Raw genomic sequence first — 16,136 nt, forward strand, 5'->3', positions numbered from 1 at the left:
ATTCGATGTCATTAATTTAATTTTTTCAGCAGGGCGGCCAGATGTTGATTGCCACCAGCAACAGGAGCCCACTGGTAATGAACAACCGGGCAACCGGAGGTCTGTAAGTCTTGAGCGAAGCTACGCAGACCGGCATTAATCACTTTTACCCCTTGCAGCAATGGAGGTATTGCGTTTTGCTGATGAGATGGCTGGCGGGTTATCAGATGATGTGCCAACAATACTGCTTCTTGCAGGGTATTCATCACCACAATATCGCCATTGATTAGGGCATCAATTTGTTCTGCACGCGGTTGAGGATCTTGCTGGGTTCCGGTAACTGTCGCTATCACCACTAAAGGATGCTGGTTTTTCCGGGCGGCCCGAACCTGATTGACTGCTTCGACAACGGCGAAAGCCGGATCGTCACAGGCGCCATAGCCCAATACCACATCTAACAGCAACACACCCACTTCAGGTTGGTTTGCCAGTTTCAGGATTTCTAATGAGCGAGTTGTAGGGTCAATCATCGGGTGTGGGCGACCCACTGTATATGCGTCATCTCCCAGATCGATCAGTTTATGTCCTTGTGCATTAAGCATAATGCCTTGGTGGTGATGTTTATCTGTTTCTGCTCCGATCTGATCTGCCAGCAGCATTGCCGCTTCAGCGGCTAATGTTCCCCCCGCGTACAGACCAAGAATTTTTCTTTCTGCTACATTGGGTTGATTAGTGGCGATTTCCTCCACATTTGCCAGCATCACTGTTAACTGTGCAGCTTCTGCCAGAGAACTGGCCAGCCATACGTTGCCTTCATGACGTTTTTCTGGCCTGGAGCCTAAAAACAGGGCGACTACCGGTTTGGCAATGGATTTCATTGCTGCCAGCACTTTCAGACGAACGCTTTCTGCCGGTGGTTTGGAGACAAAAGCCAGAACTTTGCTCTGGTTATCTGCTGCCAGCATCTCAAGAGCGCTCAGTGCGCTGATTCCACCAACTTCTGCACTCAGATCGCGTCCGCCCAAACCTAATGCATGGGTTACGCCCTGATGTAGTAATGCAATCTGTGAGGTGAGTTCCTGAATGCCGGTGCCTGATGCACCGATTACGCCAATACTGCCTTTAGGCAAAACATTGGCAAATGCCAGAGGCGCGCCAGCCACCATGGCGGTACCGCAGTCTGGCCCCATCACTAACAGTCCTTTGGAACGGGCACTTTTTTTCAGCGCAATCTCTTGCTCAAGAGGAACGTTATCGGAAAACAGCATGACATTTTTACCGTCATCTAACCCTTGTTGTGCCAGCTCAGCGGCGTATTCACCGGCAATGGAGATAAGCAGCAGGTTGGCATCGGGCATTTTTTGCAGTGAGCTTTCCCAACGGCGTGCCTTTTGCAGATGTTGTCCTCCACTCTGACCTTGAGCGATGGAATTTAACTCGTTTTCCAGTGAGGTACGGATAACATCGACAATTTCCGGCATCTCTTCATGGGTACGAATAGCTGCACATATATCGTTTGGGGTTGCAGTAGCGAAGTCTGAATGCCAGAAGCCCGTAGCTTCTAACAGCGCCTTATTTGCCGGAGTACCCATCATCACAGAGACTTCATCTACTCCCTGAGAAGCGCTTAATTTTCGGGAGATCAGCATCAGGCTAACGGAATCCTGAAAGCTCCCTTTTTTTACGAAAGCGTAAATCATTGTGTTACCTCAGATTGTTTCTTTTCTTTTAAGAACAACATGCCAATTAAACCGATGACCAACAGAATGGCAGAGAGATAAAAACCAGAAGCCAGACTACCGGTAATATCACGGGCGGCGCCGGTAATGATTGGAGCCAGAATGGAGGAACTCATGCCGATAAAGTTGAACAGGCCGAATGCGGTACTGTAGTTATTTTCATCGACGCTATCGGCAACCAACGCCACCAATACCGGATCGAGAGCCAGCTTGCCGACCAGACCATAAATGCACAGAGCGATCACTACGCCAGTCATACTTGGCATCCAGACAATGGATAGCAGGCTCAGAGTGGCAAGGGGAACCAGAATCAGAATTAGTGGTTTGCGTTTACCTAAACGATCGGAAATAGAGGAGAACAATAAGGCTCCCGGAATGGAGATCCAGGCAACTAATGAAGAGATAAAGCCGGTTTCGTTGCCCGGAATCCCGCGTTCACTTTGCAAATAGTAGGGGAGCCAGGTCAGAATGACGAAGAATCCAAACAGGCTGCAAAATACCATCAGGTAAACGCGCAATAAGTTACGGTTTTTCAACAGATCGCTGAGTTTACCTTTTTTAACCGGTACACCATCGGCACTGATTTGCGCTTTCTTTTTCTCTTTAATAAAAAACCAGATAGCTAAGCCAGTTAAAATACTTGGGATGGCCATCACATAAAATGGCATACGCCAGCTGTAACCCTGATCGTAAACCAGCCAACTGGAGGACATCAGACCCAAGGCAATACCAAACGCCATACCGCTATTAATAATGGCACTACCAAGAGAGCGATACTTTTTTGGAATCTGTTCAGAAGAAAGGCCATATTGGGGGCCATAATAGGTGCCTTCTCCTGCACCGGTTACCACCCGGGCAAATAATAACGTTGTCCAGCTTTTTGCCCAGCCGGTAACAGCGGTAAATGCGCCAAATAGTAGGAAGCCTGGAACCAGTACCTTTTTCTTACCGATTTTGTCACCCAAAACCCCTGCAGGAACTTGTAATAGAGCATAAGAGAAATAGAATACTGAATTCAGAATACCGAGTTGAGTTCCGGTTAAACTAAACTCTTTTTCTAATTCCCCCATGACAGGATTTAATATTGTTCGGTCAGCATACATAAATATCCAACCTAACCAGAATAGAAAAATAGTTACCCACCATGCAGGTATTCCGGTTTTTTGTGGTGTTGCCACATCATTGACTGAGTCTGACATATATATACTCCATGTTTTAATATTATTTAACCTATTTAATAGTCATATTTATTTTTTCGATTAATAAATTTATGACGCTGTGTAAAACAGGTTCTGTCAGGGAAACTATATGAATTATTGATACTTTCAGGTGAAGTACGTCACATTTATTTTATTGTGAGGTAATTTTATTTATTGGTGTTTTTATTATTAAAAAATTTTTAAAAGTGATTTATTAAATAAATTTAAATAAAGTGACCGATGTTGTATTTAATTATAAAAGACTTTTTTGGTTATTAATTAATTTCTATCGGGATCACATTTTGTTTTTATATTAAATATATTTTCTCTGTCTGGAATTATTTCTGGTTATGAGGGTTTAAATGAAAAAGACATTAGTGATTGCATTAGGCGGCAATGCATTATTACAACGAGGCGAAGTATTATCTGCCCAGAATCAATATAAAAACATTGAGCAAGTCGCCAGCGTTGTTGCTGCACTTGTAGCAAAATACCGGATAGTTATTGTGCATGGTAACGGCCCGCAGGTGGGTTTATTAGCACTACAAAATCAGGCCTGCGATCTGGCTCCTCCATATCCATTAGATATTTTGGTGGCGGAAACTCAGGGGATGCTGGGTTATATGATCGCTCAAACATTGGGGAAAATGCTGAACATGCCGGCTATCAGCAGTTTATTAACGCGTATTGAGGTTGATCCAACAGATATTGCTTTTAACGATCCCAGTAAACTTATTGGTCCGGTTTACCAGCCCTCACAGGAACAGGAGCTGGTGGCTAATTATGGCTATAGGATGAAGCGAGACGGGGAATATTTACGTCGGGTCGTTGCTTCCCCCAGGCCGCAGCGTGTACTGGAAATAGATGCAATTCGTCATTTGTTGTCTCAGGGAAATGTGGTGATTTGTGGCGGTGGTGGTGGCATACCTGTGGCTCACGATGAACAGGGTTTTGTTGGCGTGGAAGCCGTGATAGATAAAGATTTAGCCGCGTCGCTACTGGCAAAAGAGCTACATGCTGAATACTTGATGATATTAACGGATGCCGATGCGGTATATCAGAATTGGGGAACGCCACAGGCTCGGGCTCTACGTAACGTAACGGTAGAAACCTTACGCCCGTTTGCCGCACCCGATGGTTCTATGGGGCCTAAAGCCCAGGCCGTCATTGAATTTGTCGAACAGACGGGAAAAACAGCTTTTATTGGTGCTTTGAAAGATGCCGCGGACATTTTAAAGGGAAATAAAGGAACAAAAGTAATCAGTACACAGGAAGCGATGGTGAGTTAACCAATGATTCTTGCCGCATTATTCTTATGCCAAAAGGATGAATAATGCGGCAGGAGGTTCTGTTCAGGCTAAAACGCTTCCGGTTTTGATTGATTGTTCTGCATGGCAAGAGCTCCGCGTCGTCTCTGCAAGATCCACCCCTTAAGTAACCCCGACATACAAAACAGCAATCCAATCCAAATCAAAGTAAAGCTTACGCCTTTCACTTTATCGAAAGCCTCATTGAACAAGAAAATCGCCAGTAAGAACTGAATGGTGGGTTCAATATATTGCGATAATCCAATCACGGTTAAGGTGGTGCGTTTAATTGCGGCAGCGAAAAAGAGTAAAGGCAGCAGGGTGACTGGAGCCGTCAGGGCATAATAAATGCGGGTTGTTATATCGGCATCGGTTAATACACTTTCCCCGCTGGTTGATAACCAGATGGTTAAACCAATGGAGACGGGAAACAGCCACAGAGTTTCAACGGTAAGGGCAGTAATAATGTCAAAACGGATAAACTTACGAATCAGGCCATACAGGGCAAAAGCGCTGCCCATAATTAAAGCTAACACCGGCAACTGACCGTATTGCCAGAGTTGATAACTGACACCGGCAAAAGCAAACAGCACTGCCAGTTTCTGGCTGAGGCTCAGCCGTTCATGCAAAAAAATCATGCCCAGCAAAATAGAGAACAGTGGATTAATAAAGTAGCCAAGACTGGCGGCTAAAACCTGATCGTGGGTAATAGCGTAAGTAAAAGTACACCAGGATATAGCCATAATGCTGGTACTCAACAGGCAAAATAACAGGGAGCGCTTATCCTGCCAGACCTCTCGCCAACGGGTACGTTGTTTTATCAAAGGACGAACTAACAATAACAGAGGAAGAGACCATAAAACCCGTTGAGCCAGCATTTCAAGGGGTTCGGCACCGGGCAACAGGCGATAAAACAGTGGGGTAATGCCCCACAGTATAAACGAGAAGATTGCCAGCGCGGCCCCAGACCTGACTATCATAGTGCCGATGTCCTGCTTTAAACGGGTGATGAAGTTATGATACACCGGTATAAAACAGAGATATAGCAGACTAAATCAAGAAAAACGCCATATATCAGAGAGTTCTGCTATATAGCGTAGAGTGGTTAGAGAAATTAGCCAACTAACTGTTCAGCGTAGCGGAACAGTGCCTTAAGTTGAGAGACTTTATCTGCATTATCACTGTGCAGTTGAGCCAGTTGTTCAATTTTGGCAACGTACTTCTCCAGGCGCTCCGGACTTAACATCTCCTGACGATGTGCTAACCAACGGCGCTGTTCTGCATCATCCAGAGTTTTAGGATAGTTGCGGGCGCGGTAGCGGAACAACAGGGTTTCCAGTCGGTTATCATTAAAGGCCAGAGTTAGTGCCGGCAGATTTTCTGGTTTAGTTTTCTGGATTATGCCAATGGCCGCGCGATCCGCATCGCTGAAGAAGCCGTCATATAATCGACCATCCACATCAGTTGGCGGCGTAAACGGCGTAGCTTCGCTATAGATAGCAATCACTTTTTCCCGCAGATCCGGGCTCTGACGTAGTAATTGAAGATTGGCCAGACAGCGTTGACGATCGATACCCAAACGGTCGGCATTTTCCGGCAGTAGCGTTTTGGCCGGGGCTAACACCGGACACTTATTGGTATGGACCAGTTTTAACGGAACCGGTGGCTCACCCTCACCAAGTTCATCACGACGGGTGTAGAGGCGTGCACGTAATGTATCAGCATCCAGCTCCAGCAATGGTGTCATATCACCGGCTAAATCACAGACAATCACCGCGTTATTGTTATCCGGATGCCAGGCCAGTGGTGCAATCCAACTGGTATTTCCCCGCAACGCTCCAAACATGCCGGACACATGAACCAGCGGAGTCATTTCGGCAATATCAATCAGATTAGCGACTTTGCGCTTATTTCTTAGCTGGTACAGATAGTCAAACAGCTTCGGCTGGGCTTGTTTTACCAGCTTCGCCATAGCAATAGTGGCGTAAACATCGGACATTGCATCATGAGCGTGGGTATGTTCCACACCGTTGGCTTTGGTGAGGTGTTCCAGCTTAAAACTGGGTAAGCCATCGTCATTCAATGGCCATTGAATACTATCAGGACGCAGGGCATAACAAGCCCGCATAACATCCAGCAGATCCCAGCGAGAATTGCCATTTTGCCAGCTGTAAGCGTAAGGATCGTAGAAGTTGCGGTAAAAAATATTCCGGCTCACTTCATCATCAAAGCGAATATTGTTGTAACCCAAAATACAGGTATTCGGGGTACTGAAACTATCGTGAATCTGACGGGCAAACTCCGCTTCAACCATGCCTTTACTAATAGCTTCCTGAGGCGTAATACCGGTAATCATTACTGCATCAGGATCGGGCAGGTAGTCATCCGCTGGCTTACAATAAATGACTAATGGTTCAGCAGTAATATTGAAATCACTGTCGGTACGGATGCCGGCAAATTGAGCAGGACGATCGTAGGATGGACTAATACCGAAAGTTTCATAGTCATGAACGTAAAAAGTTGGCTGGTCTGCTGGGTTTTTCATCTTACGAATAGTCTTTAGTTGTCTGCCGGTTATCTGATTTCTGGTTGGTAAGGATAACATCAAAAGCTGAATCAATCGGCAGATTTTATCGGTGGCGAATTAATGTTGCGAGAAAGCCCGAGCTTATTGGTGTTATAAGCATTCAATCAAAGAATAATTGTTGTTATTGATATAATTACAATGATTAATTAAATGATATAACTGACTACATTATCTGTTTTAGTTCCATCACTATGGTTGGTACATTTTATGTCTGAAACTGTACATTCTTATGATCAGACTAAACGCCGGATTTATCTGCGGTGTTTTAGCATCAAAACCCCAATGGGAAAAGCCGTCTCTCTGTTTTGGGGGGGAATTGCATTACTTATTGTATTGACTGAATTTATGCGCATGGGGGGATTGGGGTTTAATTTTAATCACCCTGGGTTTTACCATCAGATGGATATCATTTTTGTTCTGTTATTTTCCTTTGAATATCTGATGCGACTTTGGGTCACGCCTAAGTTTATGAAGTATCCCACCTCAGTTATGGGCTTGATTGATTTAATTACTACGCTCAGTCTTTATTTGATTTTATTCTTTCCTGAGTTGGTGGGGCATTATGAGAATTTTATGAGGTTGGGCCGTATTCTCTGTATTTTGCGCCTGTTTAAACTGTTGGGTGTGATGGATGATGTGGCGTTTTTTCAGCGTTGTATTTTAAAAGCCAGAAGCAAGCTCTTACTGTTTTTATTCTGTATTGTCATTGTGGCCATGATGAGCGGCGGTATTATGTTTGTAATCGAAGGCCCACAAAATGGATTTACTAATCTGGGTTCTTCCATCTACTGGGCGGTAGTGACACTGGCTACCGTTGGATATGGGGATATTACGCCTCACACCATGCCAGGACGTATTATTGCTTCGATGTTGATTATTCTGGGCTATCTGTCACTGGCGATACCTACCAGTATTCTTTCGGCATATGTGATGGCAGAAAGGGGGCGTAAAATCTCTTTTCGCTGTCCGATATGTAAACAGGTGGGGCACGAACGTGATGCCCGGTATTGTAAACACTGTGGTGGTAAACTGAGTAATAACAATTGATGTAAAGAAAAAGCCCTTCAGGTGAACTAAAGGGCTTTAGTATCAAGTTAATACATCAATTAATAGATCGAACGATACAGTACTTTAATCTCTTCTACGTTAGTATCCCGCGGATTACCACCGGTACATACATCGTCAAAAGCGGCTTGAGCCAGCGCATCAATATCACTCTCTTTCATGCCTACATCACGCAGTCTGGCTGGAATACCAACATCTTTGCTCAGTTGTTTCACTGCATTAATAGCGGCTTCACGCACTTCTGCCAGCGGCATATCTGCCGCACCTTTAACACCCATAGCAATCGCGATAGCACGGAACTTATCACCGGTGAAATCAGCGTTGTACGCCATGATGTGCGGTAGCAGAATGGCGTTAGCCACACCGTGAGGGGTATCGTAAAAAGCGCCTAATGGATGAGCCATACCGTGAACCAAACCCAGACCAACGTTAGAGAATCCCATGCCAGCAATATATTGGCCTAAAGCCATGTCTTCAACGCCGGCAGGTTCACCTTTTACGGAGGCGCGTAGAGAACGGGCGATAATCTCAATCGCTTTAAGATGCATCATATCCGTCAATTCCCAGGCACCTTTGGTGGTATAACCTTCGATGGCATGGGTCAGGGCGTCAATACCAGTTGCGGCTTTTAATGAGGCGGGCATGCTGGCCATCATCCCGGAGTCGATAATAGCAATAACCGGAATATCATGTGGGTCAACGCAGACAAACTTACGGCGTTTTTCTTCGTCAGTAATTACATAGTTGATGGTAACTTCGGCAGCGGTACCCGCAGTGGTAGGAATAGCAATCATTGGAACACTGGCTTTTTTGGTTGGCGCTACGCCTTCAAGGCTTCTTACATCAGCGTATTCAGGGTTGTTGATGATAATACCAATGGCTTTACAGGTATCCTGTGGAGAGCCTCCACCAACGGCAATCAGATAATCAGCCCCGGACTGTTTAAACTTAGCTACCCCTTTTTGTACTACGGCAATGGTTGGATTAGGGATAACTTCATCAAAGATTTCGTAAGGTAGTTTGGCTTCATCCAGCAGTTTGCTTACTTTTGTTGCCACACCGAATTTAATCAGGTCTTTATCGGTGACCAGTAACGCTTTTTTAAATCCGCGTTTTTTCACTTCGTCCACAATATGGGAAATGGCTCCGGCACCAAAATAGGAGGTTTCATTGAGGATCATTCTATTTGCCATGTTATAGCTCCATAAGATTGTTATATTTAAAAACGATTAAAAATGAATCAATTCTTGAGAACGTCTAAATTGGCAGTTCATGCTGTATTCCAACAGGCTGAACCGAACTCCATGTCTATGAACTTAGAGTAATTAACTTTCTCGCCAGAAAATTGATATAGGTTAGGAAAGGGGGGGAACAGTTTTTTTTGGTTATTATTTCCAGAAAAAAAGAATAAACCTTGATGTAAGGCCACAAAACAAAATATCTGACTCTAGCCCAATGGAACGGTTGGCAATGGGGTGATGATTCGGTATGTTTTATTCGTTTTCTAATGTCTACTATCAGGATAATCATTTTTGCCATTATGAAAGTTACCCGACTACAGAGTACTAATGACGCGCTTTTTCCAACCTTTGAACGCCTTTATCGCATCTCTTTTCCGGAGTTTGAGCAGCGTACCTTTGAGCATCAGGCTAAAGGATTAATGGCGGAAAACTATTTTCTTCACTGTTATGAAGAGAACTCGTTGTTTGTTGGATTTGTAGCGTATTGGGAGTTTGCTGACTATCTGTATATCGAACATTATGCCATTAGCGACCAGGTACGTGGTCAGGGCTATGGAACCCGTTTGCTTGGGGAGCTAATTGCTTCAACAAACAAAACGGTGATTCTGGAAATCGATCCGGTAGTGGATGAGATCTCGCAAAAGCGTTTACGTTTTTATCGGGCATTAGGCTTTGTGGAAAACGATTATTCTCATGTTCATCCACCTTATCAAGGGAAGTTCCACGGGCATCCGCTAAAAATATTAAGCAGTGGGCGGGCGATTACTGAAGTGGAGTACCAGCGATTTAATCAGGATCTGAAATTAATAGTGATGGAAAAGTAACCAATAAAAAAGCCAGCGAAAGGCTGGCTTTTGGGATAGAAAGGTTTGTTGCCAGCTATTACTTATGCCTTTCCCGCAGTCGATTAATCACAGAACTTAAATTCAAATCCTGATCCTGTAACAGAACCAGTAAGTGATAGACCAAATCGGAGGCTTCATTAGTCAGTTCTTCCCGGTCATTCACCGTTGCGGCCAGTGCAGTTTCAACGCCTTCTTCACCAACTTTTTGAGCAATACGCTTGGTTCCACTGGCATACAGTTTAGCGGTGTAAGACGTAGCCGGATCCGCTTGTTTACGTGAGGCCAGCAATTGTTCTAACTGATAGAGAAAGGTCCATTCGGTTTCTGCAGGGGCAAAGCAACTGCTGGTACCGTTATGGCAGGTAGGGCCAACCGGATTCGCCAGAATTAACAGGCTATCGTTATCACAGTCCGGTGTCATGCTGACAACATTCAGGAAATTGCCGGAACTTTCTCCCTTGGTCCACAGGCGCTGTTTGGTTCGTGAGAAAAAAGTCACTTTACCGCTCTGTTCAGTAGCGTGCAGGGCTTCCAGATTCATATAGCCCAACATCAGAACTTCACCGGAAACCGCATGCTGGACAATCGCAGGTATCATGCCGTCGACTTTTTCCCAATCCAGCTGGCTATGTTGCTGTTGCGTTAACATGTTCTGATCTCCACTTGGTTATCGGCAAGATAGCGTTTTAGCTCACCGATATTGATAATTTGCTTATGGAACACCGATGCGGCTAATGCGCCGTCAACATTAGCCACGTTAAAGGCGTCGAGAAAATGTTCCATTGTTCCGGCACCGCCGGAGGCGATAAGCGGAACTTTACAGACCTGACGTACCAGTTTCAGCTGTTTCAAATCATAGCCGTTACGAACGCCGTCCTGATTCATCATATTTAGCACAATTTCACCGGCTCCGCGCTTTTGCACTTCCTGTACCCAGTCCAGCGTGTTCCAGGCAGTAGCTTTAGTACGGGCTTCATCACCGGTAAATTGATAAACCTGATAGCTTTCTTGCCCGGCGTTATACCAGGTATCAATACCTACTACGATGCACTGTACGCCAAAACGATCGGCTAACCGGGAGATCAATGATGGATTAGCTAATGCCGGGGAGTTAATGGAGATCTTATCCGCCCCAAACGAGAGAATCTGACCGGCATCTTCAATGCTTTTAATACCACCGGCAACGCAGAACGGGATATCAATCACTTCTGCCACTTTAGAAACCCAGCTTTTATCCACTACGCGGCCATCAGAAGAAGCAGTAATATCGTAGAATACCAGTTCATCTGCACCTTCTTCAGCATAGCGTTTCGCCAGTGGAACAATGTCACCAATGATTTCATGGTTGCGAAATTGTACGCCTTTCACTACCTGACCATCACGAACGTCCAGACAGGGTATTATCCGTTTTGCCAGCATGAAATGGCCTCCTCTACGTTAAATTTACCGTCCAGCAGGGCGCGACCAACAATCACACCTTTCACACCGCTGGTGCGCAGGGCAGCAATATCATTCAGGCTGCCAATACCCCCGGATGCCTGAAATGCAATGTCCGGGTAGCGCTGGCTAATTTCACAATATAAATCGACGTTAGATCCGGCGAGGGTACCATCACGGGAAATATCGGTACAGAGCACGTGTTTTAAGCCATAAGGAAGATAGCGTTCCACTACCTGTTCCAGCGTTTGGCTGGAGTTTTCCTGCCAGCCGCTAATGGCAACGTTTTTATTGCCATTATCGTCAATGCGCACGTCTAATGCCAGCACCAGAGCATCGGCACCAAAACGCTTAAACCATTGTTCAACCATTTCAGGCTGGCGCACGGCAGTTGAACCGATAACTACCCGACTGGCACCGGCGTCAATTAAATCGCTGACGTCTTTTTCTGTGCGAATACCGCCGCCAATCTGAACCGGAACCGACACGCCGGCTAACAATTTGCGCAGTAAAGGAAGCTGACGCGCTTGGGGATCTTTAGCACCGGTTAGATCAACCAGATGCAATACCTGAGCACCTTGCTGTTGATATTGTTGCAGGCGTGGTAGTGGATCGTTGCCGTAGTCGCGTTGTTGTCCATAGTCACCCTGATGCAGGCGCACCACGCTACCGTCAATCAGGTCTAATGCAGGAATAATCATCTCAGTTACATCTCCAGAAAGTTTTTCAGCAGTTGTGCGCCGGCCTGACCAGAACGTTCTGGATGAAACTGTACGCCGAAGAAGTTGTCTTGCTGTACTGCGGCGGTGAATGGCTCGCCGTAGGTGGAGTGCGCGATAGTGGCTGAACATACGGGCATAGCGTATCCATGTACGAAATAAAAATAAGCACCGTCCTCGATGCCGCGAAACAGATGATGACCCGCCAGTGGATTCACGTTATTCCAGCCCATATGCGGAAGCGGCAGGTTGTGTGCTTTCATCTGTTTGATCGGAGCATCAATAATGCCCAGAGTATCCGTTGAGCCTTCTTCACTGCTTTTAGCCAGTAGCTGCATGCCGAGGCAAATGCCTAAAACCGGTTGAGTACAGGCTTTGATTAAAGGAATTAACTCGCGCTCGTTAAGTATTTTCATGGCGGCAGAGGCGGAGCCTACACCGGGAAGAAATAGCTTGTCAGAACGCAGGACAATGTCAGGATCCCGACTCACTACCGGGTTATAGCCCAGGCGCTTAACCGCATAAGCCACCGAAGCCAGATTGGCGCAGCCGGTATCTAAAATCACTACTTCCATTACAGCACCCCTTTTGAACTCGGTAGGGTATTACCCTCCACGCGAATTGCCTGACGCAGGGTACGACCAAATACTTTAAACAGGCTTTCTACTCTGTGGTGGTCGTTCTTACCCTTGGTTTTCAGGTGTAAGGTGACTGCCATTGAGTAAGACAGCGAGTGGAAGAAGTGCTCCACCATCTCAGTACTCATATCCCCAACGCGCTGGTGGGTAAACTCGGCTTTATACTCAAGGAAAGGGCGACCGGAAATATCCAGTGCACAGCGAGCCAGACATTCATCCATCGGCAGCGTAAAACCAAAACGGCCAATACCACGTTTATCACCTAATGCTTTTTTAAGTGCTTCACCCAGAGCCAGACCGGTGTCTTCAATGGTGTGGTGATCGTCAATAAACAAATCGCCTTTTACATTGATATTCATACGAAAGCCGCCGTGGGTGGCAATCTGGTCCAGCATATGATCAAAGAAGCCAATGCCGGTGTGAATTTTGCTGTTGCCTTCGCGATCCAGCCATACTTCCACATCAATGGAAGTTTCTTTGGTGGTGCGAATAACATGGGCATGGCGGTCTGACTGGGTTAGCTGTTCGACTATCTGGTTCCAGCCTAAGGAATCACGTTGGTAGCGAATGCCCTTAATACCCATATTTTTAGCTAACTGAATGTCGGTTTCCCGATCGCCAATTACCCAGGAATTGTCATAATCCATTACTGCTTTGTGCATATAGGCCGCCACCATTTTGGTTTTAGGTTTGCGGCAGTCGCATTTGTCTGCCGGCATATGTGGGCAGATCAGGGTTTCTTTGAAGCAAATCCCTTGAGAGGTCAGGATCTGCATCATCAGGTTGTGCGGTGGATCGAAATCTTCCTGCGGAAAACTGCTGGTTCCCAGTCCATCCTGATTGGTGATCATCACCAGTTGATAACCGGCATCCTGCAATTTCAGCAGGGCAGGAATGACCTGTGGCTCTAATGCCAGCTTATCTAACCGATCTACCTGAAAATCTTCAGGTGGTTCGGCGATGATGGTACCGTCGCGGTCAATAAACAGATATTTTTGGCTCATGGCGGCTGTTTTCCTTAAAAGTTTTTCAAAGCGTCGGTGACGGCATCGCATTCACGCTGAGTACCAATAGAGATGCGCAGGCATCCTTTCAGTCCCGGCTGTTTGTTTTGGTCTCTGAGTATAATTCCTTTATCCCAAAGTGCCTTAAAGGCCTTTTCGGAATCTGTCAGGTTAAATAACAGATAGTTGGTTTCACTAGGGTAAACCTGAGTTATGCAGGCGCATTCAGCTAAGGTGAGTTTCAACTGGTCACGACGGGCATTAAGTTCTGCCACACGCTTACGCATGGTGGAGATACCCGTTTCACTCAGTGCCTGAGCGGCGATGTCGGCCACCGGTGTGGATAATGGATAAGGAGCAATGACTTTCAGCAGCAGGTTGATAATTTGTTCGCTGGCGAGGGTGAAGCCACAGCGTAAACCTGCCAGTGCAAAGGCTTTGGACAGAGTGCGTAGCACCACCAGATTAGGGTACTGGCTGAGCCAACTCACTACGCTGGCCTCAGGACAAAACTCAATATAGGCTTCATCAACGACAACTAATGCACGTCCGGCAGTCATGGCTAACAGTTCACGAATGTCATCCGGATTGATCAGGTTTCCGGTTGGGTTGTTTGGACTACAAACATAAACCAGCTTTACGCCTGCCAGTGCGGCATCAATAGCAGGCAAGTCTAACTGCCAGTCAGCTTTGCTGGCGACAGTGCGACGTTCCACACCAAGCGTTTCAGCACTGACGCTATACATGCCATAAGTTGGCGGACAGTAGAGTACCGCATCTTTACCCGGTTCACAGAAAGCACGCATCAGTAATTCAATGCCTTCATCAGCACCACGGCTAACGATGACCTGTTCAGGTTTTACGCCAGCATAAGTAGCATAGCGTTGAATTACCTGAACCGGTTGGCATTCCGGATAGCGGTTTAGATTTTGTTCGGTAAGCTGATAGCTGGTAGCCTCCGGATATTCATTGGCATTCAGCCAAACGTCGCCGTTACCGCCAATGCGGCGAGCCGATTGGTAAGGCGTTAACTTTCTTACATTATCGCGGGCTAATTGTTCAATACTCATTTACGCCTCCGGATTCAGTTGTTTTAGTTTGGCGACACGTAAAGAGACGGCCTGCTTATGGGCGGTCAATTGCTCTGCCTGTGCCAGAGTTTCAATCGTAGGGGCCAGCGCCATAAAACCCTGCTGGGTTAACTGCTGAACGGTCATACGCTTTTGGAAATCCGATAAGCCTAGGCTGGAGCTGGTAGCGGTATAACCGTAGGTTGGCAGTACGTGGTTGGTTCCTGAAGCGTAATCACCGGCAGATTCCGGTGACCAGTCACCCAGGAACACCGAGCCCGCGCTGGTAATACGCTCCACCATAGCTTCAGGGTCGCGGGTCTGAATGATCAGGTGTTCAGGTCCATACTGGTTGCTGATATCAATACATTGATCCAAATCTTTCGTCACAATTAAGCGGCTTTCAGCCAGTGCCTGACGGGCAATATCTTGTCGCGACAGCGTCATTAATTGCTTTTCTAACTGTTCAGAAACGGCCTCAGCAATATCTCTGTCCGGAGTAAGTAAAATAACCTGAGAATCCGGACCGTGTTCTGCCTGTGACAGCAGATCGGAAGCAATAAAAGCAGGGGTTGAACCGCTGTCTGCAATTACCAGAACTTCTGAAGGGCCGGCTGGCATATCAATAGCCGCACCGCCAATGGCCTGACTCACCTGACGTTTAGCTTCGGTGACATAGGCGTTACCCGGCCCGAAGATTTTATCCACTTTAGGTACGGTTTCGCTGCCAAACGCCATAGCGGCTATGGCCTGAGCGCCACCCAGTTGGAAAACGTTTTTAATACCGCACAGTTTTGCCGCATACAGAATTTCATCGGCAATGGGTGGTGGTGAACAAAGCACGACTTCTTTACAGCCCGCCAGACGAGAAGGGATGCCTAACATCAATACTGTTGACGGTAGTGGCGCAGTGCCTCCGGGAATATACAGACCAACGGATTTAATAGGGCGGGTAACCTGCTGGCAACGTACGCCAGGCTGAGTTTCGATATCTACAGTTGGCAGTACCTGAGCCTTATGAAAGGTCTCAATATTGCGAGCTGCGATAGCCATTGCCTGTTTGATTTCGTCACCCAAACGTTCAGAGGCTGCATTGATTTCTTGCTCGCTGATACGCAGGCTGGTGGTTTGTATTTTGTCAAATTTAGCATTGAGCAGGGTTAGCGCTCGATCGCCACCGGCTTTCACTTGCTCGATGATTTCGCTCACTGCGGTACTGATACGATCGGATGCATTTACCGCCGGACGAGAAAGCAGTTCTTGTCGCTGCTGCTTATTGCATTGTTCCCAGTAGGTCAGTTGCATG

Annotated in this window: 15 protein-coding genes; 3 read left to right on the forward strand and 12 right to left on the reverse strand. The window is 46.5% G+C overall.

The window, feature by feature from the left end; genetic code table 11:
* Positions 1-11 precede the first annotated feature (11 nt).
* Both fdrA and GOL65_RS19010 read right to left on the reverse strand, forming a co-directional pair.
* Positions 12-1,679: an acyl-CoA synthetase FdrA gene (gene fdrA / locus GOL65_RS19005; RefSeq protein WP_140917952.1), complete on the reverse strand. Its 1,668-nt coding sequence runs from the start codon at positions 1,677-1,679 to the stop codon at positions 12-14.
* The gene (locus tag GOL65_RS19010; protein WP_140917951.1) at positions 1,676-2,917 is read right to left on the reverse strand and encodes an MFS transporter; all 1,242 of its coding nucleotides are present in this window, start codon (positions 2,915-2,917) and stop codon (positions 1,676-1,678) included. The genes fdrA and GOL65_RS19010 overlap by 4 nt, the downstream gene beginning before the upstream one ends.
* Positions 2,918-3,279: 362 nt before the next feature.
* Here GOL65_RS19010 and GOL65_RS19015 point away from each other — a divergent pair, with 362 nt between their 5' ends.
* On the forward strand, positions 3,280-4,206 hold the full coding sequence (locus GOL65_RS19015) for a carbamate kinase (RefSeq protein ID WP_140917950.1): 927 nt from the start codon (positions 3,280-3,282) through the stop codon (positions 4,204-4,206).
* Positions 4,207-4,274: 68 nt separating this feature from the next.
* Here GOL65_RS19015 and rarD read toward each other — a convergent pair whose 3' ends face one another.
* Together rarD and sbcB are read right to left on the reverse strand one after the other, a co-directional pair.
* A complete protein-coding gene (gene rarD, locus GOL65_RS19020; protein WP_140917949.1) occupies positions 4,275-5,204 on the reverse strand; it encodes an EamA family transporter RarD in 930 nt (309 codons plus the stop codon).
* 134 nt (positions 5,205-5,338) lie between these two features.
* Entirely contained in the window at positions 5,339-6,769 is a 1,431-nt protein-coding gene (gene sbcB, locus GOL65_RS19025) for an exodeoxyribonuclease I (RefSeq protein ID WP_140917948.1), read from the reverse strand.
* 249 nt (positions 6,770-7,018) lie between these two features.
* On the opposite strand from sbcB, the gene GOL65_RS19030 reads away from it, so the two are divergent.
* Entirely contained in the window at positions 7,019-7,858 is an 840-nt protein-coding gene (locus tag GOL65_RS19030; RefSeq protein ID WP_140917947.1) for an ion transporter, read from the forward strand.
* Positions 7,859-7,917: 59 nt separating this feature from the next.
* Here GOL65_RS19030 and fucO read toward each other — a convergent pair whose 3' ends face one another.
* Positions 7,918-9,069, reverse strand: a complete 1,152-nt coding sequence (fucO, locus tag GOL65_RS19035) for a lactaldehyde reductase (RefSeq protein WP_140917946.1) — start codon at positions 9,067-9,069, stop codon at positions 7,918-7,920.
* 314 nt (positions 9,070-9,383) lie between these two features.
* Between fucO and GOL65_RS19040 the strand changes: the two genes are divergently transcribed.
* A complete protein-coding gene (locus GOL65_RS19040; protein WP_140917945.1) occupies positions 9,384-9,941 on the forward strand; it encodes a GNAT family N-acetyltransferase in 558 nt (185 codons plus the stop codon).
* Between the two features lie 58 nt (positions 9,942-9,999).
* On the opposite strand, the gene hisIE is transcribed toward GOL65_RS19040, so the two are convergent.
* Genes hisIE through hisD form a run of 7 tightly spaced genes read right to left on the reverse strand, consistent with a single transcriptional unit; the run spans position 10,000 to position 16,135 of the window.
* Complete coding sequence (hisIE, locus tag GOL65_RS19045) at positions 10,000-10,611, reverse strand: bifunctional phosphoribosyl-AMP cyclohydrolase/phosphoribosyl-ATP diphosphatase HisIE (RefSeq protein ID WP_140917944.1); 612 nt, start codon at positions 10,609-10,611, stop codon at positions 10,000-10,002.
* On the reverse strand, positions 10,605-11,381 hold the full coding sequence (hisF, locus tag GOL65_RS19050; RefSeq protein WP_140917943.1) for an imidazole glycerol phosphate synthase subunit HisF: 777 nt from the start codon (positions 11,379-11,381) through the stop codon (positions 10,605-10,607). The genes hisIE and hisF overlap by 7 nt, the downstream gene beginning before the upstream one ends.
* The gene (hisA, locus tag GOL65_RS19055; protein WP_140917942.1) at positions 11,363-12,100 is read right to left on the reverse strand and encodes a 1-(5-phosphoribosyl)-5-[(5-phosphoribosylamino)methylideneamino]imidazole-4-carboxamide isomerase; all 738 of its coding nucleotides are present in this window, start codon (positions 12,098-12,100) and stop codon (positions 11,363-11,365) included. The genes hisF and hisA overlap by 19 nt, the downstream gene beginning before the upstream one ends.
* A gap of 5 nt (positions 12,101-12,105) precedes the next feature.
* Positions 12,106-12,693: an imidazole glycerol phosphate synthase subunit HisH gene (gene hisH / locus GOL65_RS19060; RefSeq protein WP_130591621.1), complete on the reverse strand. Its 588-nt coding sequence runs from the start codon at positions 12,691-12,693 to the stop codon at positions 12,106-12,108.
* Positions 12,693-13,760 (reverse strand): bifunctional histidinol-phosphatase/imidazoleglycerol-phosphate dehydratase HisB, encoded by a 1,068-nt coding sequence (gene hisB, locus GOL65_RS19065; protein ID WP_140917941.1) that lies wholly within the window; start codon positions 13,758-13,760, stop codon positions 12,693-12,695. The genes hisH and hisB overlap by 1 nt, the downstream gene beginning before the upstream one ends.
* 14 nt (positions 13,761-13,774) lie before the next feature.
* Complete coding sequence (gene hisC / locus GOL65_RS19070; RefSeq protein ID WP_140917940.1) at positions 13,775-14,830, reverse strand: histidinol-phosphate transaminase; 1,056 nt, start codon at positions 14,828-14,830, stop codon at positions 13,775-13,777.
* Positions 14,831-16,135, reverse strand: a complete 1,305-nt coding sequence (hisD, locus tag GOL65_RS19075; protein ID WP_140917939.1) for a histidinol dehydrogenase — start codon at positions 16,133-16,135, stop codon at positions 14,831-14,833. It lies immediately after the preceding gene.
* Between the last annotated feature and the right edge of the window lies 1 nt (position 16,136).

Source organism: Limnobaculum xujianqingii (genome assembly GCF_013394855.1).
Classification (GTDB): Bacteria; Pseudomonadota; Gammaproteobacteria; order Enterobacterales; family Enterobacteriaceae; genus Limnobaculum; species Limnobaculum xujianqingii.

Bases quoted from the DNA above. Each gene is read 5' to 3' on its own strand.
- fdrA (WP_140917952.1), bottom strand. From the start codon at position 1,679: ATGATTTACGCTTTCGTAAAAAAAGGGAGCTTTCAGGATTCCGTTAGC.
- hisB (WP_140917941.1), bottom strand. From the start codon at position 13,760: ATGAGCCAAAAATATCTGTTTATTGACCGCGACGGTACCATCATCGCC.
- rarD (WP_140917949.1), bottom strand. From the start codon at position 5,204: ATGATAGTCAGGTCTGGGGCCGCGCTGGCAATCTTCTCGTTTATACTG.
- hisD (WP_140917939.1), bottom strand. From the start codon at position 16,135: ATGCAACTGACCTACTGGGAACAATGCAATAAGCAGCAGCGACAAGAA.
- hisH (WP_130591621.1), bottom strand. From the start codon at position 12,693: ATGGAAGTAGTGATTTTAGATACCGGCTGCGCCAATCTGGCTTCGGTG.
- sbcB (WP_140917948.1), bottom strand. From the start codon at position 6,769: ATGAAAAACCCAGCAGACCAGCCAACTTTTTACGTTCATGACTATGAA.
- GOL65_RS19010 (WP_140917951.1), bottom strand. From the start codon at position 2,917: ATGTCAGACTCAGTCAATGATGTGGCAACACCACAAAAAACCGGAATA.
- hisA (WP_140917942.1), bottom strand. From the start codon at position 12,100: ATGATTATTCCTGCATTAGACCTGATTGACGGTAGCGTGGTGCGCCTG.
- GOL65_RS19040 (WP_140917945.1), top strand. From the start codon at position 9,384: ATGTCTACTATCAGGATAATCATTTTTGCCATTATGAAAGTTACCCGA.
- hisF (WP_140917943.1), bottom strand. From the start codon at position 11,381: ATGCTGGCAAAACGGATAATACCCTGTCTGGACGTTCGTGATGGTCAG.
- hisC (WP_140917940.1), bottom strand. From the start codon at position 14,830: ATGAGTATTGAACAATTAGCCCGCGATAATGTAAGAAAGTTAACGCCT.
- GOL65_RS19015 (WP_140917950.1), top strand. From the start codon at position 3,280: ATGAAAAAGACATTAGTGATTGCATTAGGCGGCAATGCATTATTACAA.
- GOL65_RS19030 (WP_140917947.1), top strand. From the start codon at position 7,019: ATGTCTGAAACTGTACATTCTTATGATCAGACTAAACGCCGGATTTAT.
- fucO (WP_140917946.1), bottom strand. From the start codon at position 9,069: ATGGCAAATAGAATGATCCTCAATGAAACCTCCTATTTTGGTGCCGGA.
- hisIE (WP_140917944.1), bottom strand. From the start codon at position 10,611: ATGTTAACGCAACAGCAACATAGCCAGCTGGATTGGGAAAAAGTCGAC.